Annotated in this window: 19 protein-coding genes and 3 pseudogenes; 5 read left to right on the top strand and 17 right to left on the bottom strand. The window is 38.2% G+C overall.

Annotated elements, in window-relative coordinates; genetic code table 11:
* Positions 1-81: 81 nt before the first annotated feature.
* From JCM9152_RS03785 to glpK, 4 genes are all read right to left on the bottom strand, one after another.
* Positions 82-1,107: a TRAP transporter substrate-binding protein gene (locus JCM9152_RS03785; RefSeq protein WP_035341066.1), complete on the bottom strand. Its 1,026-nt coding sequence runs from the start codon at positions 1,105-1,107 to the stop codon at positions 82-84.
* A 75-nt stretch (positions 1,108-1,182) separates the two neighbouring features.
* The gene (locus JCM9152_RS03780) at positions 1,183-2,277 is read right to left on the bottom strand and encodes a Gfo/Idh/MocA family protein (protein WP_035341064.1); all 1,095 of its coding nucleotides are present in this window, start codon (positions 2,275-2,277) and stop codon (positions 1,183-1,185) included.
* Positions 2,278-2,325: 48 nt separating this feature from the next.
* Positions 2,326-3,480: a Gfo/Idh/MocA family protein gene (locus JCM9152_RS03775; protein WP_035341061.1), complete on the bottom strand. Its 1,155-nt coding sequence runs from the start codon at positions 3,478-3,480 to the stop codon at positions 2,326-2,328.
* An 84-nt stretch (positions 3,481-3,564) separates the two neighbouring features.
* Positions 3,565-5,073 (bottom strand): glycerol kinase GlpK, encoded by a 1,509-nt coding sequence (glpK, locus tag JCM9152_RS03770; protein ID WP_035341059.1) that lies wholly within the window; start codon positions 5,071-5,073, stop codon positions 3,565-3,567.
* 735 nt (positions 5,074-5,808) lie between these two features.
* Between glpK and JCM9152_RS23115 the strand changes: the two genes are divergently transcribed.
* From JCM9152_RS23115 to JCM9152_RS03760, 3 genes are all read left to right on the top strand, one after another.
* Positions 5,809-6,255, top strand: coding sequence for a hypothetical protein (locus JCM9152_RS23115; RefSeq protein WP_235715612.1), 447 nt, complete (start codon positions 5,809-5,811; stop codon positions 6,253-6,255).
* Positions 6,242-7,663 (top strand): sialate O-acetylesterase, encoded by a 1,422-nt coding sequence (locus JCM9152_RS03765; RefSeq protein ID WP_235715611.1) that lies wholly within the window; start codon positions 6,242-6,244, stop codon positions 7,661-7,663. Before JCM9152_RS23115 ends, JCM9152_RS03765 begins: the two co-directional genes overlap by 14 nt.
* A 68-nt stretch (positions 7,664-7,731) precedes the next feature.
* Positions 7,732-8,577: an AraC family transcriptional regulator gene (locus tag JCM9152_RS03760; RefSeq protein WP_035341051.1), complete on the top strand. Its 846-nt coding sequence runs from the start codon at positions 7,732-7,734 to the stop codon at positions 8,575-8,577.
* A 109-nt stretch (positions 8,578-8,686) separates the two neighbouring features.
* Here JCM9152_RS03760 and JCM9152_RS03755 read toward each other — a convergent pair whose 3' ends face one another.
* Genes JCM9152_RS03755 through JCM9152_RS03740 form a run of 5 tightly spaced genes read right to left on the bottom strand, consistent with a single transcriptional unit; the run spans position 8,687 to position 11,640 of the window.
* Positions 8,687-9,466, bottom strand: coding sequence for an Rv2686c family ABC transporter permease subunit (locus JCM9152_RS03755; protein WP_035341049.1), 780 nt, complete (start codon positions 9,464-9,466; stop codon positions 8,687-8,689).
* Positions 9,463-10,179, bottom strand: coding sequence for a fluoroquinolone export ABC transporter permease subunit (locus tag JCM9152_RS03750; protein WP_035341047.1), 717 nt, complete (start codon positions 10,177-10,179; stop codon positions 9,463-9,465). The genes JCM9152_RS03755 and JCM9152_RS03750 overlap by 4 nt, the downstream gene beginning before the upstream one ends.
* On the bottom strand, positions 10,176-10,832 hold the full coding sequence (locus JCM9152_RS03745) for an ABC transporter ATP-binding protein (protein WP_369384515.1): 657 nt from the start codon (positions 10,830-10,832) through the stop codon (positions 10,176-10,178). The genes JCM9152_RS03750 and JCM9152_RS03745 overlap by 4 nt, the downstream gene beginning before the upstream one ends.
* A complete protein-coding gene (locus JCM9152_RS23905) occupies positions 10,829-11,029 on the bottom strand; it encodes an ATP-binding cassette domain-containing protein (protein WP_369384514.1) in 201 nt (66 codons plus the stop codon). The genes JCM9152_RS03745 and JCM9152_RS23905 overlap by 4 nt, the downstream gene beginning before the upstream one ends.
* A complete protein-coding gene (locus JCM9152_RS03740) occupies positions 11,029-11,640 on the bottom strand; it encodes a TetR/AcrR family transcriptional regulator (protein WP_035341045.1) in 612 nt (203 codons plus the stop codon). The genes JCM9152_RS23905 and JCM9152_RS03740 overlap by 1 nt, the downstream gene beginning before the upstream one ends.
* 1,113 nt (positions 11,641-12,753) lie before the next feature.
* Between JCM9152_RS03740 and JCM9152_RS03735 the strand changes: the two genes are divergently transcribed.
* Positions 12,754-13,335, top strand: a complete 582-nt coding sequence (locus tag JCM9152_RS03735; RefSeq protein WP_035341043.1) for a DUF4256 domain-containing protein — start codon at positions 12,754-12,756, stop codon at positions 13,333-13,335.
* A 157-nt stretch (positions 13,336-13,492) separates the two neighbouring features.
* Here JCM9152_RS03735 and JCM9152_RS03730 read toward each other — a convergent pair whose 3' ends face one another.
* The 4 genes from JCM9152_RS03730 to JCM9152_RS03715 all read right to left on the bottom strand — a co-directional run bounded on the left by JCM9152_RS03730 (position 13,493) and on the right by JCM9152_RS03715 (position 17,532).
* Entirely contained in the window at positions 13,493-14,584 is a 1,092-nt protein-coding gene (locus JCM9152_RS03730; protein WP_035341041.1) for an AI-2E family transporter, read from the bottom strand.
* 175 nt (positions 14,585-14,759) lie between these two features.
* Positions 14,760-15,551, bottom strand: a complete 792-nt coding sequence (locus tag JCM9152_RS03725; RefSeq protein WP_035341039.1) for an alpha/beta hydrolase — start codon at positions 15,549-15,551, stop codon at positions 14,760-14,762.
* 73 nt (positions 15,552-15,624) lie between these two features.
* On the bottom strand, positions 15,625-16,311 hold the full coding sequence (gene tenA, locus JCM9152_RS03720) for a thiaminase II (RefSeq protein WP_035341037.1): 687 nt from the start codon (positions 16,309-16,311) through the stop codon (positions 15,625-15,627).
* A 348-nt stretch (positions 16,312-16,659) separates the two neighbouring features.
* On the bottom strand, positions 16,660-17,532 hold the full coding sequence (locus tag JCM9152_RS03715) for a helix-turn-helix transcriptional regulator (protein ID WP_035341035.1): 873 nt from the start codon (positions 17,530-17,532) through the stop codon (positions 16,660-16,662).
* A 260-nt stretch (positions 17,533-17,792) separates the two neighbouring features.
* Between JCM9152_RS03715 and JCM9152_RS22270 the strand changes: the two are divergent.
* Positions 17,793-17,912 (top strand): annotated as a pseudogene (locus JCM9152_RS22270) (5-methyltetrahydropteroyltriglutamate--homocysteine S-methyltransferase); the annotation flags it as partial.
* Between the two features lie 159 nt (positions 17,913-18,071).
* Here the strand turns inward: JCM9152_RS22270 and JCM9152_RS03710 are convergent.
* From JCM9152_RS03710 to JCM9152_RS03695, 4 genes and pseudogenes are all read right to left on the bottom strand, one after another.
* Positions 18,072-19,216 (bottom strand): annotated as a pseudogene (locus JCM9152_RS03710) (mannitol-1-phosphate 5-dehydrogenase).
* Positions 19,217-19,222: 6 nt separating this feature from the next.
* Complete coding sequence (locus tag JCM9152_RS03705) at positions 19,223-21,310, bottom strand: BglG family transcription antiterminator (protein WP_035341032.1); 2,088 nt, start codon at positions 21,308-21,310, stop codon at positions 19,223-19,225.
* A gap of 114 nt (positions 21,311-21,424) precedes the next feature.
* Positions 21,425-23,317: a PTS mannitol transporter subunit IICBA gene (locus tag JCM9152_RS03700; protein WP_035341030.1), complete on the bottom strand. Its 1,893-nt coding sequence runs from the start codon at positions 23,315-23,317 to the stop codon at positions 21,425-21,427.
* 264 nt (positions 23,318-23,581) lie between these two features.
* Positions 23,582-25,512: pseudogene (locus tag JCM9152_RS03695) on the bottom strand (fructose-1,6-bisphosphatase).
* Positions 25,513-25,910: the final 398 nt, after the last annotated feature.

Below are 25,910 nucleotides of genomic sequence, written 5' to 3'. Positions count from 1 at the left end.
TTATGAATCACGCTTGTTAAATCTATTAAAATGGTCAGTGCCCCACTAAAAGAGAGGGGCACTTCATTCTGAGTTTGCCTATTATCGCAAAGCTTCAAAAGCATCTAACAGTTCAGCGATTTGCTCATCTTCTCGATACTTCTCATGCATTGGTTGCACAGCTTCAAAAAATGGTTCCTGGTCTGGATAGAAGAATTCCACTCCCATTTCTTCAGCTTCATCAATAGCTTGATTAATAGCTTCAGCCCATAATTCTTTTTGATACTCTGTTGATTCTTTAGCTGCATCTCTTAGTAATTCTTGTTGTCCTTCTGTCAGCTCATTCCACAAATCACTGCTAATGACGACAATATCAGGAATTCGTGCATGTTCATCAAATGAGAAAGCTTTAGCAACTTCCCCATGCTTTCCGGTTGTCAAGGCTGTTGGGTTACTTTCCGCTCCATCTACTACTCCTGACTGAAGCGCTGTATAAATCTCACCGTAAGGCATTGGTGTCGGTGATCCTCCTAATTCCTCCATCATTTCAATTTGAGTTTGACTATCCATTACGCGAATTCGAAGTCCACTTAAATCATCTGGATGCAGAATCGGCTGATCTTTTGTGTAAAAGCTCCGAGCACCAGAGTCATACCATGTCAATCCTACAAAACCTTCTTCATTTGTTGAATCAAATAGATCTTGTACCACTTCAGAATCCATTGACGTAAAGAAATGATCTTCATCACTAAAAACATATGGCAAACTAAACACTGAATATTGTGATGAGAAATTTTCAAGTGATGCTGCGCTGACCTTTGTAATATCGACTCCACCTACTTGAACTTGCTCTAATATCTCTCTTTCTTCACCCAACACTGCATTAGGAAAAATCTCCATTGTAATTTGACCTTCAGAACGTTCTTCTACTATTTCAACAAACCTTTCTAATCCCATATGAACAGGGTGATCTTCACTCAAGTTATGAGCCAGCCTTAAGTTATGCTCTGTTGCTTCTACATTTTCGTCCCCGGTTGGTGTTTCTTGTGGATCAGCATTATCATTCCCACATGCAGATGCCAACACTAACAAACTTCCCATGATTAAGCTTCCAATTATTTTTTTCATTGTAAATCCCCCTTTTAGTATGGATCTATATAATGAACTGCTTTGCAGCTAATTATTTAGAATGAACTTATCCTACTAACCTACAAAACCACCTGGCATATCCAAATGTATTGCCTTATTTTGTGCTTCAATACATAATTCAGCTGCTTTAAAAGCATGCTCTTGACTCATTGCTTCCTCGCTTCCATACATACAATCCAAAATAAACTTTCCAAAGAATGGATACCCTACTTGACCATGACAATGAATATGCTGCTCTCCTTCATGATTTACTACATAAACGTGATCGCCTTTTTTATCTCTAGCAATGTCTATATATTTCCGCACTTCAATGTACCCATCTGTTCCCAATATAATGACACGGCCATCTCCCCATGTCCCTAAACCATCTGGTGTTAGCCAATCTACTCGAAAATAAAATGTGGCACCATTATCAGCAACAAGTGTAGCATCTCCAAAATCCTCAAATTTAGGATAATTCTTAAATTTATAATTAGCTACTTTACTATGCAATACTTTTGCATCCTTCGCTCCTGCATAATATAAAAACTGCTCAATTTGATGGCTTCCAATATCACATAAAATGCCACCAACATAATCACGATCAAAAAACCAGTTTGGTCTAGACGACGGATTAGCTCGGTGTGGACCCGTTCCAATTACTTGAACAACCTTGCCAATTGCACCATCTTCAATTAATTGACCTGCCAAAATCGCCCCCTCAACATGTAAACGTTCACTGTAGTAAATTCCCCACTTCAAACCTGTTTCTTTCGTTTTCTTCCTTGCTTCTTCCAATTGCTCTTTAGTCGTAAATGCAGGCTTGTCTACAAAGAAATGTTTTCCTTTATCAAGTGTTCTTAAGCCTAACTCACAGCGCATTGCTGGGATTCTAGCACTTGCAACTAATTTAATCGTCGGATCTAACAATATTTCTTCCTCTGAACTAGCTATTTTAGTATTTGGGAACTTTTCAACAAATTCTTTTACTTTTGTTGAGTCCGGATCATAAACAAGTTTCAATTCTCCGCCTGCTTCTAACAAGCCATTACACATTGCATAAATATGTCCATGGTCTAAACCAATTGCCGCAAAGAAAAATTCTCCACTATCGATCACTTTGCTTGCTTTTCCTTTTGGCTGATAATTCATCCCATCATTATTACTCATTCTTTATTCCTCCCTTGAATGGCAGTGGAATTAGCTAATCCATGATGATTACTCATATTTGCCACCTGTCGTAATCTCATTTGTAGCGAAGTTATCTATACTTTTTTTCTTTTCATAAAAATAAGTGGCATTCTTTAAAACCCCTTCTCTAGAATAAAATGGGCTATTCTTCCCTAGAGGCAATGCAACGCTTTCTCCTAAGCTAGAAGATTGGTATATAGCCGTAATAAGCTCCAAAGTCTCTCTTCCATCCTTGCCAGTCACTAATACATCTTTCTTCCCTTCTATAGCCAATAAAACATCTTGAATTTGTCCTGCATGACCTTCATACTGCAGATTTGGTTGTAAGTCATATTCTTGCTGTATTTTAGATTCTAGTTCTTCATTAATTTCAGGAAATCCATTTTCTTGTGGTTTAGATGCCGTTACTTTCCACGGGACAGAGACACGGGCAAATTCCCCTTGAAAAATCAGCTGTTGCTCTTCACCATGATGGACAACGGAGCTTGTAATTTGCGCTAAACTACCATTTACATAACGACCAATTGTGATTGAAATATCTTCTACTTCGGCATTATCATGTGCCACATTGCTCATTACCGCTGTAACTTCGGCTGGCATACCATTCATCCAACGAAATATATCGATATGATGTACCGCATGGTTTAGAGTACATCCTCCTCCTTCTTTTTCCCACAAGCCTCTCCACCATAAATCATAATAAGAATAGCCCCTCCACCAAAATGAATCTACTTGAGTATGGAGAATTTTTCCCATTAATTTAGAATCGAGCACACTCTTCAGTTTCATCATTGGAGATGTAAAACGATTTTGTGCAATAACCGATAGAATTTTCCCGCTCTGTTCAGCAGCCGCATTCATTGCATCGCATTCCTCTAATGAGGACGCCATAGGTTTTTCAACAATAACATGCTTTCCTTGCTCTAAAGCTTCAATTGTAATATCCGCATGAGTGTACGGAGGCGTACATATAGAAACTAAATCTATGTCATTACGAGCCATTACGTCTTTATATTCGTTATATATTTCTACATCTAAATCAAAGTCTTTGGCCTGTTTTTGAGCCTTTTCTGAATAAATATCACATAATGCAACAATTTTGCATTGATCTTGAAATGCTAAAAAAGCGTCAATATGAGAAGTTGAAATTGCACCTGTTCCTATTATCGCAACCTTAATCATTGTTAATGCTCCTTTTATCTATAGAGTAGATTACTAGTTCCAACAAATTCATGAAAACTCTTATTAAAACTCACCATTTTAAGCTTATTGTGAAGAACTTCGCTTAAATCTCATCGCTGCTTCGACTGCTTGTTTCCATCCGGCATATAATTCTTTTCTTTCTGATTCGTCCATCTGAGCAGAAAACGTACGATCAATGTTCCATCTTTGTGTAATCTCATTTTTATCCTTCCAAAATCCAACAGCAAGCCCTGCCAAATAAGCAGCTCCAAGAGCGGTCGTTTCCTGAATGACTGGTCGTTGAACAGGTACATTGAGAATATCACTTTGGAATTTCATTAAAAAATTGTTTGCTACTGCCCCACCATCAACTCTTAAAGCTTTGAGATCGATTCCAGCGTCTGCTTCCATCGCATCTAATACGTCCTTCGTTTGATAAGCTAACGATTCTAACGTAGCGCGAATGAAGTGCTCTTTCTCCGTTCCACGTGTCATTCCAAAAACAGCCCCCCGGACATCACTATCCCAATAAGGTGTCCCCAATCCGACAAAGGCTGGCACGACATAAACACCATCGGTTGAATTTACTTTAGTTGCATATCTTTCACTATCTGCTGCTGATTGAAACATTCGCAGCCCGTCTCGAAGCCATTGAATCGCTGAGCCAGCGACAAAGATACTCCCTTCTAATGCATACTCGACTTTCCCATCGATCCCCCAAGCGATTGTCGTTAATAAGCCATGATTCGACTTAACCGCTTCTTCTCCTGTTGTCATAAGCATAAAGCAGCCAGTTCCATACGTATTCTTTGCCATACCTGGCTCAAAGCATGCTTGCCCGAATAGAGCTGCTTGCTGATCCCCAGCCACTCCGGCAATCGGAACAGTTTCACCGAAGAAATGATAATCAATCGTATGCGCATATACATGTGAAGATGGGCAAACTTCAGGTAGCATCGAGGCTGGTACACCTAATATATCTAAAAGCTCCTCATCCCACTTCAAGTCATAAATATTAAACATGAGGGTTCTAGACGCATTCGTATAATCCGTTACATGTGCACTCCCACCAGAAAGCTTCCAAACAAGCCACGTATCAACCGTTCCAAATAATAGTTGACCTTTCTCAGCTTTTTCACGTGCTCCTTCAACATGGTCTAACATCCATTTCACTTTTGTTCCGGAGAAGTAAGCATCAATTAATAGTCCTGTTTTATCTCTAAATGTTTCATTAAGGCCCTGCTCCTTAAGTTCTTCACAAATACCGTCTGTTTGACGCGATTGCCAAACGATTGCATTGTAAATTGGTTTACCCGTTTCTTTTTCCCAGACAACTACTGTCTCACGTTGATTCGTAATACCAATTGAAGCAATCTCCTTCGGTGAAACCTCTGACTTACTTAATAGTTCGGCGATAACTGCTAGGATCGAGGACCAAATTTCATTGGCATTATGCTCAACCCAACCCGGATTTGGAAAAATTTGTGTAAACTCCTTTTGCGCAATATCTACGATTTCTCCTTGCTTGTTAAAAAGAATAGCTCTTGAACTAGTTGTCCCCTGATCTAAAGCTAATACATATTTTTTCTCCACTACATTACCTCCAAGAACAATGACTTTTTGTTTTATCCTTAACACTTAATGCCTTATCACATACTGTTCATAAGAGCTTTAGATGAGAGAATGTTAATAGTAGACTATTATCAAAGAAGCCCTTAAGACAACTTATGGAATGAATACACATTACTTCCCTTTAAATAATGGGCAGATATGATACCCTTCCATTAATAATTCAACTTTCATTACTTTTATGAAAACTGAGACATTCTACTAAAAAAAAATCAACGAAACAAGGTGTCTACAAAAAACTAGACACATAGCTTCGTCGATCTCCAAGTCTCATCGAAATTATTAACTTAATAACAATTAAAACAAACATTGAAAACGCTGTCAACCCTTTTCCTTTTAAAAAAGAAAAATCACAGTGATCTTTTCTTACAAACGCTGTACATCGTTATTTCAATGTTTTGATGATTAAATGAACGTGAGCTTCATTAACCAACCGATAACGAACGGATCTAATAGCACCCCATGTATCCATTTCGATCTCTATGATGAAACACCTAGAATTTTTACATTTTAACTTCAATCTATCCCCTCCCACTATATTTATATTCCTGACCGCAGCAATTACTTTATTTGTTCGTACCCTTCAACCACGATAGAAAACATTTAAATTACTAAAGAATTTCAAGGATAACAATCAATAAGAATAGCAATCTATTGTAAAATGAATGAAATACTAACAATTAGAAAGTGGGGAACTAGATGAAATTATCCAGTATCATAAGTAGTGGAATGGTTCTTCAACGTCATCAGACGATAACCATTTCTGGGGAAACAAAACCTTCTCAAGCGGTACAATTAACCTTTCTTCACCGTACATATGAAACGACATCTGACGATGATGGGAATTGGGCGATTATGCTAGGAAGCTTCAACCATGGTGGTCCATATGAAATGACGATTTCAGGTGATGAAACAATCGTCATAGAGGATATATTAATTGGGGATGTTTGGTTGTTAAGTGGTCAGTCCAACATGGAGCTACCGGTAAGGCGAACACTCGATTTATTTTCCGACGAAATGAAAGCGGTTCATAACCCTTCCATTCGCCAATTTTCTGTTCCGCAAACGTATCAATTTCATCACCCAAAACAGCTAGTGGAAGGGGGCATGGAGAAAGGTAACTCCACAAGATGTGTTAAATTTTAGCGCTGTTGGTTATTTCTTTGCAAACGAGCTTTACGAGACATATGAGGTACCAATTGGGCTTGTTCATGCAGCAGTCGGTGGAACACCTATTGAAGCATGGCTAAGTGAAAAGACATTACGTGAGCTTGGAAACGTAAATGATGAGTTAGATCGAAACAAAGATGATTCATTTGTCTCACTTACAAAACGTCAAGATGAAGAGCGTCACTCTAAATGGTATAAGCAATTAAAAGCCAACGATCTTGGCTTGCAGAAGCCCGCTTGGTATGAGGAGAACCTTCCAACGAATGATTGGCAAGAGTTCAGCGTTCCGAACACCTGGAAGGGTAGTGAACTTGAGTCATTAAGAGGAGCGGTTTGGTTTCGAAAAGAATTTCATTTATCTGGTGAAATGTGCGAGGGAAATGCGAAGCTCATACTAGGGACAATTATCGATGCTGACGATACGTATATAAATGGCACACTCATCGGTTCAACTGCATACCGCTATCCACCAAGACGTTACGACATACCAGCTGGAATATTGAAGCCTGGCAAGAATACATTAGCCGTCCGCGTCATAAGTACACAAACGACAGGAGCCTTTGTAACAGATATGCCTTATAAGCTTATCGCCAACAGCAAAGAAATCACGCTTGAAGGTAGTTGGAAATATAAGATTGGAGCGATAACAGAAACACTTGATCCACCAACTTTCTTCCAATACAAACCTAGCGGCGTGTACAATGGCATGATTGCTCCACTCAAGCAAATGAATATGAAAGGGGTCCTTTGGTATCAAGGCGAATCCAATACGGCAAATCCAAGTGGCTATGCTCAGCTTTTTGCCAAGCTTGTTCAGGATTGGCGTACGAATTGGCAGCAACAAGACCTTCCTTTCTTATACGCACAGCTAGCAAATTTAAATACCGAAGACCCACATCATCATTGGGCGATCTTACGAGAGGAGCAACGACAATCACTAGCGATTTCACATACGGCGATGGCGGTAACGATAGATATTGGGGAGCACAATGATCTACATCCACAAGATAAGAAAAGCGTCGGCCAGCGACTCGCCTTATGTGCTAAGCATATAGCCTATGATAAAAATATCGTGTATAGTGGGCCGCTCTATAAAAAGATGGAACGAACTGATAGTCGAATCAAGCTATCATTTAATCATATTGGAAGTGGTTTAGTGACTAAGAGTGGGGAGCTACAAACGTTTGAAATTTGTGGTTCTGATCGGAGGTTCATCGCTGCTACGGCTGAGATAAAAGGTGATCACGTCATCGTATATCATAATCAAATCAATAATCCCGTTCATGTACGCTATGCATGGTCCGATAATCCTGAAAAAGCCAACCTATATAATAAAGAAGGATTACCAGCATCGCCATTTACGACTGAGAAACACCCGACTTGATTGTGCACATAATGTCGGGTACCTTTAAAGGAGGTTTGTTATTCTTGAATCGAAGGGAGGTCATATAGTTGGATTCACTGAAACGTATGAATGAAGCGATCAGTTATATTGAAGCGAACTTAGAGGAAAGTATTGACCTAGCAAAGGTTGCACAGCTTGCTCATTGCTCCGAATATCACTTCAAACGAATGTTTTCGTTTCTAGCAGACATCACCTTATCTGAATATATTCGGAGAAGGCGACTCACATTAGCCGCGTTCGACCTCAAGCATTCCAATGATAAGGTAATTGATATCGCTTTGAGATATGGCTACAGCTCACCCGATGCTTTCACTCGTGCTTTTCACGGCATCCACGGTGTTACACCAACTGAGTCTAGAAACAATGGCTCATCTTTGAAAGCCTATCCGCGTATGACCTTCCAATTATCCATTCAAGGAGGAACAGAAATGAATTACAGATTGGAACAGAAGGAAGCTTTTCGGATTGTCGGATTAAAAGAGAGGGTACAGCTAGTACCAACTGGGGATAATCCTCAAATTGTAAAAATGATTGAAACGACTAGTGATGAAACATATTTGCTGCTTGAACAGCTTTCTAATGTAGCCCCAAGTGGAGTGATTAACGTATGTGCCAATTTTTCAGAAGAGGGTTCTAGTGAGGGAGAGCTTGATTATTATTTAGCTGTCGCTACAACAAAGCCTTGTCCCACTCAACTATCTGAGCTTCATATCCCTAGCTATACATGGGCCATCTTTGAAATAGAAGGCGATTGGTCTCAGGTTCAAACAGCATGGGGTCAAATTTATTCGGAATGGTTTCCGACTTCAGTGTATGAGCATGCAGGCGGGCCAGAAATATTGGCAAGCGTCAATGAAAAAAGTGAGATTTGGATTCCTGTCGTGAAAAAATAACACTTAAAGCATACCAAAGCCCTTAGGTTTAGTTTCTACTGACGCTAAGGGCTTTTATTTTCATTTCGGTTATTTGTTACTCATAACCATTAATACACTTAAAATCCTCTCAATGAACACTCCGCTGAAAATTCAAGTAAAGCACATACAACCAGCCTAGCGTCACAGCTACTCCTCCTGTAATAAGGATCACAACATTCATAGAATTAACACTACCATTTCCATTCATCGCAACGATGAACGCCTCTACTCCCCACGTCAATGGAATGACATAACCTATCCATGTCCACCATCCATCAAATAGATACGTAACGACCGGGGCGATCATGACAAGGTTAATAAGCTTCGTATAAGCAATTCCCTCGACTTTATTTTGCGCGAACGAAGCTAAATACATCGTAATTACAGGTCCTAACAGAGAGACAACGACAACGGCCGCTACGAGCACGCTCCAATGAACAGGTTCACGAAACAAGAGAATACATGCCATCACCATCGTGATCATGAAGGAAAGAAAGGCTGGTAGTGATACACGATACCAGATGTAACCAGCTTTTTTTAACGGGGTAACCTCCATATACTGCAAAATTCCATCATCCTTTTCGTCTAATAATAAATACCCTGTTAGCATCCCTACCATCATCGGCACCATCGTCATAATCATCGCAACGATAAACACGCGATGATCCATCAACTGAAAGTGACTAAACTGAACGATTTGCTGATCAACATAAGGCAACCCGAACGTAACGAGCAAATACATAAGAAATGGAATCGTGAACACAAATAACATTAATGGATCGCGAATTGTACTACGAATATCCCCCTTAAGAAATAAGACGATTTTCTTCATATTGAAAATTCGCTCTTCTCTATGCATCGAATTCATATCGATACCTCCTTGCTTTCACCCGTTTGAACAGATATATATGTTTGAAATCGGTAGAAAGCGATGGAAAATGCGACGAATGACCAAATGATAAGTAAGCTTAAATGGATAAGAGACTCACCACTTATTATCCCTTGACCCTCTATAGATACTTGCAACAAAATGAGCGCAGAGTAACTAGGCATTATTTCAAATATTGAAAAAGAAACCCAGTTCAAGTAATGGAGAAGTGGCGTACATAGAACAAGCAATAAAACGATTGAGCGAAACATAAAATGATTAAGTGATGGCGCATCTACTGAAATCGCCATTCCGCATGAAGTAAAGAAGAAGCTACAAAGAAAAATCGTCAACGACAATAATAGAATAGAGTTCGTTATTCCTAATGTTACCATGACAATAAGTAGACTCGTTACCCAAGCAATAATCGTTAATGAAATAATTTTTGATAGAAGATAGGAGCTTAACTTCAATGGTGTAATAAACATGTACGTTAATAGCTGCTGATTTCTCTCTAGCATGATAATCGTCCCAACAAAGAAGAAGCCTAATGTTCCTGGATCAGTAAAAATAATAAGAACCGTCCAAAAGCTACGATAATCACTTGGGATACATAATAAAATCGCAATATAGACAACCGTAACAAAAGCATATACATAATAAAACCCGTGCCTAAATTGAAACTGAACGTCTTGCTTCAACAGTCTCATCATTGGAGATTCCTCCCCGTAAAAGCAATAAAGATATCTTCTAATGTCTTTTCTTCTGTTTCAATCTTTACGATTTGATCTTGCTTTAAAATGTTCTGAAACACAGTGTGTTGCCCGAGCTTTTTAAGTTCAAACTGCTTTCTTATTTCCACACCTTCGTTTTCATAGATGACAGTAACGATTTTTTCACTATATTGCTTCTTTAACACTGTAGGAGATTCGATCAATTTAATACTCCCGTTGACAATAAAGGCGACTCGATCACAAAGCTCTTCAGCTACACTCATATTATGGGTATTTAATATAATCGTTTTTCCTTGAGCTTTCTTCTCTAAAATAAAGTTCTTTACTTTCTTCACATTAACAGGGTCTAAGCCTGATGTCGGTTCATCTAAGAAAATAAGCTCTGGATCATGCAAAAAAGCCCGACAAAGATTCAAGCGCATTTTCATCCCTTTTGAAAACTCAGAAACCCTTGTATGATAAGCATCACTTAGCCCCATCTTAGCCATTAGCTCCTGACCATCTAACCGATTCTTTCTATAAAATGATTGAAAGAATTGTAGATTTTCAGCTGCTGTGAATTTTTGATAAAAATTAGGCGTTTCAAACGCAACTCCTAAACGATTGTAAAAGTGTGTATCTGTATGTTTCATATTATGATGTAAAACGTGACGTCACCTTTATACCCTTTTAACACCCCAATTAAGATTTTTTGCAATGTACTTTTGCCAGCACCGGATGGACCTAAAAAGCCAAAAATTTCACCTTTATCTATCGACACATCCACACCTTGTATCGTTGGTTTAAGGTTCTTCGGATACGTAAACGTTAAATTCTTTACTTGAATCATCACTTCACCTCCTTAAAAACTCTCATTGCCACTGCTTCGGCTAAAAAATATAAACTATCCTCATACACCTCTTCACCAATTTCCTTTTTATGAATCATCATTAAAAAGAGCGCTCTTAATGCTCCACTCACCACATCATTTGATAGCTGAGAATCGATTTTCCCTTCCATTTTTAACTGATCCAACAAAGGTGCTAAACTGACCGTATCCTCCTTTCCGTGCTCTTCTAAAAGTTCCTTAGGGAGCTTACGTACAACCTTTTCGTATTCATCTGTCGTATAAAGTCTGCGAATCAAAGGGTATTGCTCGACCTGTTTAATCGATTCGATCAGCCCTTCTGCTAATACGCTTTCATCCATCGTCTTCTCCGATGCAAACTTGATCATAAGCGCTTGTTTGATTTCTTCTTCATCTTTCTCCAACAACCGAAAATAAAGAACCTCCTTTGAATCGTAAAACTTATAGAACGACCCTTGCGCAATTCCAGCGTACTCTGTTAAATCCTTTATACTCGTTTTTTTCAATCCAACAGATCCGAACAGTCGTCTCCCTGCTTCCTGTAACTTCTCTTTAATGTGCTCTTGCTCTTCTTTATTAAATCCACTTGGCATTTCAGTCCCACCTTATGAACATTTTTATATTTTATTCATATGTTCATATTATGACTGTATTTAGCATATGTCAATATTTTCTTGATTGCGTTGTTCGGTGCCGTTAATAGGGTTAAACTTATAAATGCGTGCATCATGCGTGGACGACAACTTTTACGAACCTACTTGCACAGTTCCAACCAACAAATGTAACCCTCATTCCTCTAAATAAGAGAAAAAACACTTCCTGAGAAGAAAATGTAGTCCTCTTTCCGCTATTTTGGCTTTCATGTCCCCTTTTGGACTCATCTAGCTTAAATAGAGGAATGAGGAACCGGAACAACATAAAAACAGGGAATGAGGAGCGAAATAGAGGAATGAGGAACCGCATCGAGAACGTAACCTTTTCATCCTGTTTATGTCATACTAATAAATTTTTATCTAAGAAAAACGCGACTGCGTCTTTTCTTAATTGCATTGTGTGCAGCCGTTTCAACGGTTTTCAGTAATTCTGAAAGTGGGCTTCTTTCAGAATTACGTGTATCGAGCGAAGCCAACGCTCTTCATGGGATGATCCCACTTGCTTCTTCGATTCTTCTCACATTTCTTCCTCGAATGTTATACTTTCTTATCGTAAAAAAAAGCCACTGAAAAAGGACAAATCAACTTTTCCAATAGCCTTATCATTCGTAATTTAAATAGATGTTAGTAGTTAGAAGAATTCTGCCTTAACTCACTTTACTGAATACAAATTCCATTTTCTGGATTTTTAATCCGCTGTATATAGTACGAATAAAAGTAGACACAAAGAACACATAAATAATATCCGTTATTTTTCCATCAAAACAACCTAGACTTGCCTTTACGTGGCTTGATCCAACTTAAAATGAAACGAATGAGCGAATACATAGGAATCATAATAATAATGAAAAAAACAATGAAAATGACGATAAAATCCCAGATGCGCCCCCCTTTCAACTACTGCTCCTTTATCTTATAATAAGAAGGAAAATAACGACAATAACTTTCAGGGTGAATTTTCTATTTTTAATCTGTTAAGGTTATTAAAATTAGGTCATCTATCTATTACGAATGGGCTTTTAAATGAAAACCTGAAAAAGGGAGGAAAATAAGATGACAGCTGAACATGATAATAGCGATAAAAAGGAGTTATCGCTCGAACGACGTGAAGAGTTGCTCAAAACATTACAAGACCGCTTCAAGAAAAATATGCACCGACATGAAGGCTTTAAGTGGGAGTCACTCAAAGATAAGCTAGAAGTAAACTCGGAAAAACTTTGGTCACTTAATGAAATGGAGACCAGTGGCGGTGAACCAGATGTTGTTAGCTATGATGAAATAACGGATGAATATATGTTTTATGATTGTTCAACAGAAAGTCCTAAAGGTCGCAGAAGTACTTGCTACGACCGTGAAGCGCTGGAATCAAGGAAGAAACCCCCCCCAAAACATAACGCGATCGATATGGCAACAGAAATGGGCATTGAGCTTTTAACTGAAGAACAATATCGAGAGTTGCAAAATCTGGGGCAATTTGATTTGAAAACGTCTAGCTGGGTTCAAACACCCTCTAATATTAGAGAGCTTGGCGGCGCTCTCTTTTGCGATTATCGTTATGATCATGTCTTCGTCTATCATAACGGTGCTTCTTCTTATTATGCTGCTAGAGGGTTTCGTGGTTCACTAAAGGTTTAATACAGTCACAAACTAGTAGCATAGATGAATCATAGTTATGAATCCATACATTGAGAAACTGAGACAAAAGTATTTCAATCAATAGAAGATTCAAACACTAAAAGCGCACATAGCATCCACCAAAATGCCATGTGCGCTTCTTTATCATAGAGATGAATCACGGCATATTCGCTCTTTCCTCCGCCTTCACCTTCCATAATCCATATAAATGAGTTACAATCACCTTACAAACTGCATAGGTCGGAATGACAAGAATCATTCCTAACACACCTATAAAACGACCTGCAACTAACACTAAAATTAACACCGTTACTGGATGAATCGACATCTTCTTTCCGATAATTTGCGGCTGAACAAAAATACTTTCAATTTGCTGAATGACCACAACAATGATCAGCACGAGTAACGCCATCATCGGTGAATGAAGCAATCCGACAATAAAGGATGGTACAGCACCAATCCAAGGTCCCACATACGGAATGACATTGGTGAGCATACCAATCATCGCTAAAATCAACGCATACTCTAAGCCAATACTTGTGAAACCAATATAATAAAGAACACCAATGAACGAGCAAACAATTAACACTCCTTGAATATAACTACTTAACGTTTTATCCATATTCGTCAATATTTTGCGTACTTCATCTTGTTTCTCCTTGTTAAAAAAACGAACCATATATTTCGGAAGCTTTTCTCCTTCTTTCAACAAATAGAAAAGGAGAAAAGGGATAATTAATAACATTAATAATGCACTAAAGATCGAACCAATAAAACCGACACTTCTAGGAACAAGATCGCCAAGAATCCCTCCAATGATAGCACCTATTTGTTCAATTTGACCTTCAATTTCAAACGTTTCCGTTAAACCAATACGTTCAATCCAATCATTTCGCTGTATTTCCGCAATTAATAACTGCAACTCAGCAAAAATAACAGGAATATTATTCATAAAATTCGTAAATTGCTTTTGGATTTCCGGACCAATAATTGATATGAAAATGATACCCACTATTAGTAAAGCGACATATATAATCATAATGGATAACACTCTAGGTATTTTTTTACTTAACAAATGAACGAGAGGTCTTAATAGATAAAATAAAATACCGGCGATCAAAATAGGAAAAAATAACGTTTGAACAAACACGACAACAGGTCGAAAGATCCAATCAATCAAGGTTCCCAAATAAATAATGACAAAAAGCATGATAATGATAGACCCGACTTTTAATGTTTTTATGTACACGGCAAATTGACTCCTTTGACTTAGATAACTTCTTCTCATTCATTTTAGCATTTCCAAATTTTATCGTCATCATATTATTAATACGTTAAACTACGATAAAAAGACTACTGCAAAGAAATACGTTACCTTTCAGTAGTCTTTTTAACCTCTATCAATTAGTACGCTCATAACACCATCATTCAACTGCCCACGTAATCGCTTTCTCGATATATTCATCCCAAAAGGCCCATGAATGCTCTCCTGGCCCTTCTATATATATAAAATCAATTTGCTCAGCATTTAAATAATCGCGATACTTATGGTTTACGTCTAGTAAAAAATCCTCCGTTCCACACGCCATGTAAATAGCAGGAATTTCAACTTTCGCATCCTTTACACGTTTGATTAGCGCTTCTGGATCCTTATCGCTACCTTCAAGCTTCGTCAAATCTCCAAACACTCTACGAAAATAGTTATAATCAGCAATCCCATCATTAAAATCAGTATCAGCATTTTGAGCTTTGTATGTAATCAATGCTGAGGATAATGCGATTATTTTGCTGAAATTTTCTGCATATTTCAACCCATTTCGAATAGCACCGTATCCTCCCATCGATAAACCACCAATAAACGTATCTTCTTTACGATGAGAAATAGGAAACAGCTCTCTAGTATAGGTAACTATCTCATTGCCAACATACTCCCCATACAGCGCCCCCTTGTCCTCATCATCGACATAGAAATGGTTCTCCCCTGCTGGCATGAAAACAGCAATACGATGCTTATCAGACAACTCACGTATTCTAGTAAAACTAATCCAATCTGTATGGCTACCCGTGTACCCATTTAAAAGATATAGAGCTCGCATCGGCTGTTGCACATCTTTCTCTCTCCCGGGCATTTCCATCGTATCCAATGGAATGAGCGCATTAAATGTGACTTCTCTTCTCATCGCTTTTGAGTAAAAGTTAACTTGTAGCATCGCCATCGTGTATCAATCTCCTTTTAAAAAATTTTAATCTATGCTTGTTTTTAAAATTAAAGTAAAATGAGCTCTTTTTCTAGGTTTCAACCTGAACTGGCCAGCCCTCTTTGCCCTCAACCATATCCCAAAACATATACTCAAGCTGGCTCGTTCTTACAACAATCTCTTCTAATCTCGCTAACTCCTGTTCAGACTTTCTTTCCGCAACCTTATTCATTAATTGCTTACTGCTTTCTGCAAGTTCTGTAAATTCCGCAGAACTATACATTTCTACCCAGCTTCTATAAAAATTATCCTCCAGTGCACCAGGCCATTTGGCAAGGGATGATCCGATAAAAAGATAGCTCCATTCACAAGCTAATACAGAAGCCACTACATTCTCAACCCCACCGCGTTGTGATAAATTGAGCATATAGCTCGTATAAGCCGTCGTAATCGCAGAAGGCTCAGTTTGTTCTAGCTCCTCTGCGGAAATGCCAAAATCAGCTGCATAGTTTCGGTGAAGCTCCATTTCCACATCTAAGACTCCATGCAATAGTTTCGCAAAAGTAGTCATCATTTCTAAATCTTCTGACTTCGAAGCACCTAACGCAAATAAGCGCGAGTATTCAATTAAATAGACATAATCCTGCTTTAACCAATGCTTGAACTTTTCTTGCTCTAACGTCCCATCTCCTAGTCCCTTCACAAATGGATGCTCTAAATATGAATTCCAAATCGGCTCAACTTTGTTCCATAGACGATCTGTAAATAATTGACTCATACTAATCACTCCTCTTCTTAATTGAATGGCAGTGCTATCTTCTTCGGTTCATCTCACACTTCCTTCCATGAATTTAATAAATTTTGATTATGTGAACAATAAAAAAACTATCCCCTACGTAAGAGATAGTGTTGAAAGCAAAGAGTAGCATCATGCTGTCATCTACTCAATGACCAATTCCACTTCCCTATGCTAATATGAACTAGATCAAAAAGGGTCGAATTGCTCTCTCTGCGCTTACGAAGAAACTAGTACGGTCCCCTAGTCGAATCTACTATCTAGTATACGTAACCAATATAGTTAAAAGCAACCATATCAATTCATATTCAGCTCAACATGCAAACGTTGTCATATTTGCTGATAACTCCTTCTTACTTGTCGCTTCCGAAAAAGCGATGGAGACAACCCTACCTTTTGTCGAAATACCCGACTAAAATGGGCGCTGCTTTCGAATCCTACGTCCATAGAAATATCTGATATATTTTTGTAAGGCTCCATTTCAAGCATAAATTTCGCTTTATCAATTCGACAATTCATCACGTACTCCATTACAGTCATACCCACCGATTCCTTAAAAAGGTGAGGGATATAATGTTTGTTTAATTTAAATTCCTGTGAAAGTCGATCCAAGCTTATCTTTTCCATGTGATGATCCATAATCCACGCTAACATGTATTCAATTTGTCTATCTGACTTACTTTTTTTCGTCACAATTTCGGCAAATGGTAACTGAGATAAATGATTAATTTCAAATAATAGTTCCACAAGCAAATGCTTCACTTTGCTTTCTACTAACCGTCTATTAATAAAGTAATTTTCTCTACTATGAGAAAAGATCTGTTTGATTTTCAACAAGGATGACTCAATCTCTGTCAGGTGCGTTTTATCCTCAACCCGGATAAGAGAATTATTCAAATTCTGAAATAATTCAAGCAATTCTATCGCTTCTAATGATTGTAACACGGGTTCAATATATTCAGGAAAGAATTCTACTGTCGTACGAACATTCGAATGGGAAGGGAATGGACACGTCCGATGCTTCGTTAAGCCATTTAATATAACTATATCACCAGGATGTAAGTCATATATACGATGCTGAATAAAGATTCTAGATCTACCCTCATGAAAATAATAAATCTCAAAATCACGATGAGTGTGATAATGCTCCATTCCGTATGTATCATTTTTTTTATAACCGAAGCTCAACCAATTACAGTCCATTAGCCATTCCTCCTTCTAATGTCTAGAAGAGATATTGAACTCATATGAAAAGATAATAAACTTTTATATAGCCTGCACACAACATTTTTTGTAATCGTCACCATTATATGATAGCTAACAAATCCCTTTATCTGTCTAGTAGTCTAATTGAGCTTCCTATTTTTGTCTAGTTACGTTCTAACTATTTGAATGTCTAAGAAGTCAGGCTCTATTAACTCTCTATGACTTTTGTCTAGCTACTCATACTATTTCACATAATAATTTGCTTAAACCCTCAATGTGGCTTCACATCAACTGAAGAAGGAAACGTCTTATCTGAAGAACAGCAATGGGACAAACTACGGCATGTTGTTGAAATTGCTAACGATGTTTGGAAATAAACCTGTAATCAAACGATCCATGAAAGAAATCCTTCATGGATCGTTATCCTGCTGAAGCTCCATTGACATCAAAGTTCTGATCCTTATCTAATGTTACTGTTGTTATTACCTTTGCCAAGGTGTAATAAATTTAATGCTTACAATAGTAGAATCAAAAGGTTACATTTCTGCTTTCAACTTATCATAGTGACGAACAATCTCTTTCACTACATCACTATTTTCATCTAACATACTGACCGCTTTCAACACATAAGCAGGACCATGCTCATTGATCATTGCTTGGATTTCTAACGCCTCTTCATCTTCACGATAATCGAACATTAAGCAGTTGCTATCGCTTTAGCCAAGTTTGTATACGGTAACCCTGCCTTATACGCCTGCGTAAGAGGACGGATTAAGCGATCTTGTGGACCTAATTTCCGAATCGGGGCACGACCAACACGTGTAACACCATCATTTAAATAACGATTTTTGAAACGTTCGATATTTTTTTGAATATACGTTAAATGCTCCTCTTCATCAAGGCCATACTCCTTCACTAAGTAAGCACCCGTTTCCTTCAACGTTTCTCTCACTTGCTGTACGATACGCTCATCATTTAACGCTTGATCAATAGTCTCCTTTCCTTCCATGTACCCTAAATAGGCGATGACCACATGACCGGTGTTAACCGTAAATAATTTACGCTCGATAAATGGAGCAAGATCGTCCACAATGGTCATTCCTTCTACATATGGAATATGTTCATTTGTCTCCACTACCCATTCAAAGTAAGGCTCAACAAGTACATCAAGTGAGCTCTGATCCTGAATCGGGACAATTCGATCAACAGCCGAATTAAAGAAAAAAATTCTATTTTTCAGCTTCTGCTTTATTCCCTCATCAAGATACTCTAATATATATTCCTTTAACATATCAGTCGCACTAATTTGATTTTCGCAAGCGATCACATAGAGCTTTTCATCTGATATAGCAATGCGCTCTGCAATCCCCTTAGCTATCAAGGGTGCTATCCGTGGCAAAATAGACGGTCCAATTGCCGTTGTTAAATAAGTTGCTTCCTTAATTGCAGCGATGACTTCTTTTTCCTGACTCAAATTATTTAATCCAGAAACGTGTTCAATCGTCATTGATTGCTGCTCTTCGGTAGCTAGCTTCACTTGATAGCTTCGTTCTGTATTTAATTGATGAATAATTTGTTCAGCTATGTCGACAAACGTGACATGATAGCCTGATTGTGAAAAGAGAGCTCCGATAAATCCTCTCCCTATATTTCCTGCCCCAAAATGAACGACTTGTTTCAACATTCATCACTCCTTTATCAAATTATTTTGTAAGTAATCTAAAAATGTATCCTCTAACTTCTTACGAATCATTCCTTCATTCGAAGACGAAAAAATCATCATCGCAATGTCATTTTCAATTAAACTTGTACTTATCATGCTTAGAACCTCCTGCTCACGCTTGCTCATATGTTTAGGAGCCAGCATTAATAGCAGATTTTTCATTTGCATATCCTTTCCATCCATGCCTTTGATTGTACAAGGTTTATCTAAATGGGCGACTTGAAAGATGAGTTCAGCTACACTTTCTTCTCTGCAATGAAACAGTCCCATATTCGTATTTGGTATACCAAGTCCACCGTTTTTCTCGCGCTCCTTTAGTTCTTTTATTACATTGGTATGATTTGTCACGAGACCACCTTGTTCAATCTCATCTACTATTTGTTCAATAACTTTCCAATGACCCTCATCAGATTGTTTCCAATACACACGTAAATTTGAGAGAATCGCTTCCATGCTTGAATGAACCTCCTGAATTTCCTTCAACAAGCTTTTCACGTCTTGACGATTGTTCCTCGTTTTCTCATCCCGTTCGATGGAAGCTGTAACGTGAATCTTCTTTCGTGTGACAACCTCTAGATGCTTTTGTAAATAATCTTGAATTGAACTAATGTCTTTCTCGCTTAACAACGGACTAACTAAAATATAATCGACTTCAACAAAAGGCAGCCTGACCGTTGAAATGACAAGATCATACTCATTCAAATCAGCTTTTTGGAATTCTTTTATCGACAATATTTCAACGTTATGAATTTCTGATAGCTCCTTTTGAACACGACTCGCAAGCATTTTGGACGTTCCAATACCTGTCGGACAAACAATAACAGCATGTACCTTTATACTCTCCTCGCGCTTCACTAAAGCCGAACCAAAGTGAAGCACAATAAACGCAATTTCATCATCCGGAAAGTGAATATCCTCAAATTGTTTTTCCAAGCTGTTCTGCACAACCATAAATAACACTGAATATTTCCTTTTAATTTCATTCGTCAAAGGATTAAATAAATCAAGTTTTTGCTTCAAACGGAAAATCGATGGCTCCATATGGGCTAGCAATCCTTGATACAACGAAAAGTCATCCATTAAATGAACATTCAATTGATCAGACACATCTTGAATGACTTTTTTTATCAACTTACCTAGTAAAACACTGTCGTAACCAACAACATCAGCCGCTTGCACCTTTGACCCTTTTAAAACAACGGTCAAAAAATGAACGTCGCTCTTATCTAGTGAAATCGAAAGCTGATCTTGAAGCTCTTCACATATTGTTGACACAAGATTAAATTCACTCGTATAGTCATGCTCTGTTACTATTTCCTGTTCAAGTATAAAATGATGCTCAATTCGCTGAAGCGTAATGCAAATATAGACGATTAGCCCTGTGTAATCATTGTCTGCTAGCCTTGTTTGCCCTTTGTTTATCTTCTGATTCACAAGTTCATCAATCACAACTAAATAACGAGGTGAAAAATAGCCAAGTATATTCTTATTCGAGCGATTTCCTTGACTTAGCAAATATAAGCTTTCAATTAAATCTTCATAAAAATGAACTAAGAAATAATTCGCAAGCGCATGACGTTTACTCGACTCCGTTCCAACTAACTCTAATCCGACGCCTCTTTTTCTAGTCAGGTTAATAGAAAATTTGTGAAACCAATCCGTCAGATCATCTAAATAAAGAGTCAATGTTGCTCCGCTTACACCTAACTTGCGAGCAAGAACTTGCTTCTTAAATGTCGGTCCATCATGAAGTAACGTAATAAGCAATTGCAACTTTCGTTGTTCTGGGGTGATATCAGTCGGATTAATACCAGTCAACCTCTGTATTAATCGATAGATTTGTTCATTTTTTCCATCAATAAATAGACCTTCTGTTGCCGTCCTCTTCAGTTCTAACTCAAAGGGCTTTAACAGCTTCTCGATTGATTTCAAATCTCTTTGTACCGTTCTTGAACTAACTTCTAAGAACGTAGATAGAGAGTGAATCGTATGCTTACCCGAAGTTTTGACAATTAGATCAATAATCATTTTTTCCCTTGATGTAATAAACATTCATCTCACCCATTTCACTTATTAGATGTCCTGCTTTCAAGAGAAAACACTAAGTGCTTCAATTATAATCGATATTCGAATAGAAAGGCAGGATATCCTGCCTTTCTAAACCAATCATTTACTATTAATAAGAGCTTTCAATTCTTTCACTGTTTTCGCTTGAATCATTCGGTCAACATTCTCCTGTTCGGAGCAAATGACAGCAATGCTTGAAAGAATATCTAGATGCGTGCCATCTTTACCAGCAATTCCGAAGATTAGTTTCGTTTCTTCTCCATTAAAGTCTACCCCATTAGGAACTTGAATAACGGTAAAGCCTGATTTAATGACTGCCTTCTTTGCTTCTTCTGTACCGTGTGGAATCGCGACATTATTACCCATGTATGTCGACGTCATTTCTTCGCGTTCAATCATCGCATCTACATAGCTTTCCTCTACATAACCTGCTTTGACTAGTACGGCACCCGCAAACCGAATTGCTTCTTCTTTTGTTTTAAACTCTTGATTAATAAAAATATTTTCCTCAAGAAGCATATCATTATTTTCTTCAATCGTAGGCTCCTCACTGATCTCGTCACCCTCTGATTGATCGGTTGAAGTACCATTTTGCAAGTTCTCAATAAGCTTGTCATATTCAGGACTTGATAAGAAGTTGTCAACAGAAATATGGTACGCATTAGGAATCTTATTCTGTGCTCGTTGCGTCAATTCTTCTTGTGTTATGACAATCTCGGCATCCGCTGGAATGTTACTAATGGCTGTATTCGTCACCTTAACATCCAATCCTGCTTCCTTCACCTTCTTACGTAGAAGTGAAGCACCCATCGCACTCGATCCCATTCCGGCATCACAAGCAAATACGATTTTATTAACTTGATCTGCTTGTAAACCAGTGCTAATAAATTGACTAGAAACCGAGCTTTTCTTCCCTTTCATCTGTTCCATCTTCTTCGTTGCTACATCCATATCTTCATCGACTTGTTTACCTGTTTTTAGAACGATTGCTGAAATGATGAATGACACAGAAGTTGCTACAAAAATCGCTGCATAGTTAGCAAAATACACCATTCCATTAGGCGGAGTAACAGCCGTTATCGCAATAATACTACCTGGTGATGCAGGTGCACCAAGGCCTCCTCCAAGAAGGACAAGGGTGAAGACACCGCTCATACCACCAAGAATAACAGAAATAAGCAACATTGGCTTCATTAACACATACGGGAAGTAAATTTCATGAATACCCCCGAAAAAGTGAATGATCGACGCTCCTGATGCCGATTGTCTTGCCATTCCTTTTCCAAAGATCATAAAGGCTAATAATACCCCTAAACCTGGACCGGGATTGGCCTCCAATAGGAAAAGAACTGACCGACCAGCATTCTGCACCTGCTCCAATCCAATTGGTGTTAAGACACCATGGTTTACCGCATTATTTAAGAAAAGAATCTTAGCCGGTTCAATTAACAAGCTCGTTAATGGGAGTAATCCCATATCCAATAGCCAGTCAACACCGACAACAAGAACTTGTGTAAACGACTGAACGGCTGGACCTATTCCTAAAAATGCGAGAACAGCCAACGCTCCCCCGATAATACCTGCAGAGAAATTATTAACGAGCATTTCAAACCCTGATCGAATTTTCCCTTCAATCACTTTGTCAAACCTTTTAATTAAAAAGGCCGCAAGCGGGCCGACAACCATTGCTCCTAAGAACATTGGCGTATCTGGCGCTCCAACAATAACACCCATCGTCGCAATCGCTCCGACAACACCACCACGCTGATCATGAATCAATTTTCCACCTGTATAACCAATTAAAAGAGGTAATAAGTACGTAACCATAGGGCCGACTAAACTGGCAAGGCTTTCATTTGGAAAGAAGCCATCAGGAATAAACAAGGCCGTAATAAGCCCCCAAGCAATAAAAGCACCAATATTAGGCATGACCATGGAACTCAAAAAATTACCGAACTTCTGCACTGCAACTTTTACTTTCGATTGAGCCATTCTAATCATCCTTTCTTTAATAAAATATAATAAATGGCGTACGTTCAAAAAAATATGAACCTTTTTTGAACATCTTTAACTAACCTTAGCATAAATGAACTATAGAGCGACATTCAATGACAATGAAAACTATCTTTGTCGTAACGTTCATGACAAATGTATTGTTTCTCAAATTGTACAGGACAAACTAGGCGAATATTTGAGTAACTGGGTACTCTCGCTCACAATAAAAAAGCACACCTAAACGGTAGGCATGCCTTCTCTTTAATCCATATAACGATACTCCATAAGCTTCTTTAACATTGAAATCTCGTCTTTTAACTCCTGCCCGATATTCGTTTCTCGGACCTTCTTCCGTTCGAGTTCCTTATCTACTACTCGCTTCACCGACAAGACATCAGCACCATTTTGAATGACATCCTCTTTCGAATTGAACTGCTGATGAGCGACTAATTGCATGCCAAACGAGTTATACAGCAGTGTATAGCCAGCTATTCCTGTCGTTGATTGATACGCTTTCGAGAAACCTCCGTCAATGACAATTAATTTCCCATTTGCCTTAATCGGGTTCTCGCCATTAATTTCCTTAACAGGTGTATGACCATTAATAATGTGTCCTTGCTCAGGATCAAGGTCAAATTCTGCTAAAATCGTTCGACAAACCTCCTCATTCTCTCTCAAGTAATAATAAGGATTCTTCGGTTCTTTATGTGCAGCTTTATCCTTAATAAAATAACGTTCAAATGTCGTCATCGCACGCTTTCCAAATAACGACGAATATTCCCCTGTCCATAAATACCAAACCATATCAGTCGCAAGGTCATCCGTTTGGTCTCGATGAGCAAACGCATAGCGTAAATACGTCTCAAATTGATCTAATAATGCCCGACCTTTGTAAACCTGACCATCAATTTCCATTTGCTCCATCTGGCCATCTTCATTAATTGGCATACAGCCATGAATGAGCAAATTCCCATTGTATCGCAAATAGAGACTGCCTTTTTTCATTAAAAATTTCATATGCCTCGCTAGCTTTTCCGAGTGCTGAACAGACAGCAACAGCTTATTGATCACTTCTTCTTCCTCATCTAATAACGCAGTCGGATTATTGCGATCAATGGTTGCAAAGCACGTGTGCTCTAATGGATACGTCTCTCCATAGACGGTCACCTCATTGCGCTCATAATCGACCTTCTCAAGCAACAAGCGCTCTGACATATTGAAGAAAGGACGTCGCTTAATAATCGGACTCTCCAACTTAAACTGAATTATGCAATTGCCTGATGAATTTTTGTAATTTGCAAAGCCTCATCCTTTGACAATGGTTTATCCGCATGCTGCTTCGGCCGAAATGCTGGATTATCATCATAATATTTATCCGCTAACGTCATCAATGGTCGCAGATTAATCCCATATACATCCTCAATAATGTCCAAATTATCATAACGAGCACAAATACGAATAATATTCGCTAGACAGACCTTCGAGCCAGCAAACGCTCCCAACCAAAGAACATCATGATTCCCCCACTGAATATCTAACGAATGATAGTTAATCAATGTATCCATAATTTTATCAGGATCAGGTCCACGGTCATAAATATCCCCAACGACATGCAAGTGATCTACAATCAATTGTTGAATCGTATAAGCGAGCCCTGCAATTAGCTTTTCTGATTGCCCAAGCGTAATGATCTGTTCTAAAATTTGTTTATAATAGGACTTCTTGTTCGAATATTTATCCGATTTATACAATAGCTCTTCAATAACATAAACAAACTGCTCCGGTAATGCTTTTCTTAATTTCGAGCGTGTATACTTCGATGAAGCATAAGGAATAAGTGTAATCATGTCGCAAATGACTTGCTTGTACCATTGATGCAACTCTTCCTTACTACTAAATTTATTCTTCATCAACTTCAGCTTATCTTCTGGATAATAAACTAACGTCGCAAAGTCATCGATCTCCTGGTGAGTCAATGAATCTTTGAAAATGTCCATGATTTTCTCTTTTACTTTACCCGAACCATTACGAAGCACATGTTGAAACGCATGATATTCTCCATGCAAATCACTGACAAAATGCTCCGTCCCTTTCGGCAAATTCAAAATCGCTTCGAGATTTATAATTTCCGTCACGACTTTCTCTTCTCTATCAAATTTCTCAGCAAGCAAATCTAAGTATTTTTTATTCAATACAGCTGTTCCCCCTTCAGCACAAACATGTATACAATATGCTACATCCAATCGATAAACATACTTTATATTGAGAATTATTTTTATTAAGTGTATCATATAAATTAAATAGTGCAACACATTAATAATAAATCCCTATTAAAGACATACTTTTAAGGGGTGTTTGAACAGTTATGATGATATTCTGAAGCACTTTTCCCCGCTTCTTTCTGTTAAAAAACATGCACCTATTCTCAATCTAGCGCATTTTCCCCCTCTCTTACTGCTCAAACTTGCACCTACCGAATTTATGTTGGCATCTAACTGACATTTTAAAAGTTGAGACAATTCTCTCAAAATCAACTCGCATTCTACGCCGGAAATATCTCATATAAATAAAGAGACGGTCCGCCATTTCC

It is taken from the genome of Halalkalibacter hemicellulosilyticusJCM 9152 (assembly GCF_000513115.1).
GTDB classification, from domain to species: Bacteria; Bacillota; Bacilli; order Bacillales; family Bacillaceae_D; genus Halalkalibacter; species Halalkalibacter hemicellulosilyticus.
This window is presented reverse-complemented; position numbering and strand designations above follow the sequence as displayed.

Excerpts from the sequence above, each read along its gene's own strand:
- JCM9152_RS03785 (WP_035341066.1), bottom strand. The coding sequence starts at position 1,107 with ATGAAAAAAATAATTGGAAGCTTAATCATGGGAAGTTTGTTAGTGTTG.
- JCM9152_RS03780 (WP_035341064.1), bottom strand. The coding sequence starts at position 2,277 with ATGAGTAATAATGATGGGATGAATTATCAGCCAAAAGGAAAAGCAAGC.
- JCM9152_RS03775 (WP_035341061.1), bottom strand. The coding sequence starts at position 3,480 with ATGATTAAGGTTGCGATAATAGGAACAGGTGCAATTTCAACTTCTCAT.
- JCM9152_RS23115 (WP_235715612.1), top strand. The coding sequence starts at position 5,809 with ATGAAATTATCCAGTATCATAAGTAGTGGAATGGTTCTTCAACGTCAT.
- JCM9152_RS03755 (WP_035341049.1), bottom strand. The coding sequence starts at position 9,466 with ATGAATTCGATGCATAGAGAAGAGCGAATTTTCAATATGAAGAAAATC.
- JCM9152_RS03750 (WP_035341047.1), bottom strand. The coding sequence starts at position 10,179 with ATGATGAGACTGTTGAAGCAAGACGTTCAGTTTCAATTTAGGCACGGG.
- JCM9152_RS03745 (WP_369384515.1), bottom strand. The coding sequence starts at position 10,832 with ATGAAACATACAGATACACACTTTTACAATCGTTTAGGAGTTGCGTTT.
- JCM9152_RS23905 (WP_369384514.1), bottom strand. The coding sequence starts at position 11,029 with ATGATTCAAGTAAAGAATTTAACGTTTACGTATCCGAAGAACCTTAAA.
- JCM9152_RS03740 (WP_035341045.1), bottom strand. The coding sequence starts at position 11,640 with ATGCCAAGTGGATTTAATAAAGAAGAGCAAGAGCACATTAAAGAGAAG.
- JCM9152_RS03735 (WP_035341043.1), top strand. The coding sequence starts at position 12,754 with ATGACAGCTGAACATGATAATAGCGATAAAAAGGAGTTATCGCTCGAA.
- JCM9152_RS03725 (WP_035341039.1), bottom strand. The coding sequence starts at position 15,551 with ATGGCGATGCTACAAGTTAACTTTTACTCAAAAGCGATGAGAAGAGAA.
- tenA (WP_035341037.1), bottom strand. The coding sequence starts at position 16,311 with ATGAGTCAATTATTTACAGATCGTCTATGGAACAAAGTTGAGCCGATT.
- JCM9152_RS03715 (WP_035341035.1), bottom strand. The coding sequence starts at position 17,532 with ATGGACTGTAATTGGTTGAGCTTCGGTTATAAAAAAAATGATACATAC.
- JCM9152_RS03705 (WP_035341032.1), bottom strand. The coding sequence starts at position 21,310 with ATGTTTATTACATCAAGGGAAAAAATGATTATTGATCTAATTGTCAAA.
- JCM9152_RS03700 (WP_035341030.1), bottom strand. The coding sequence starts at position 23,317 with ATGGCTCAATCGAAAGTAAAAGTTGCAGTGCAGAAGTTCGGTAATTTT.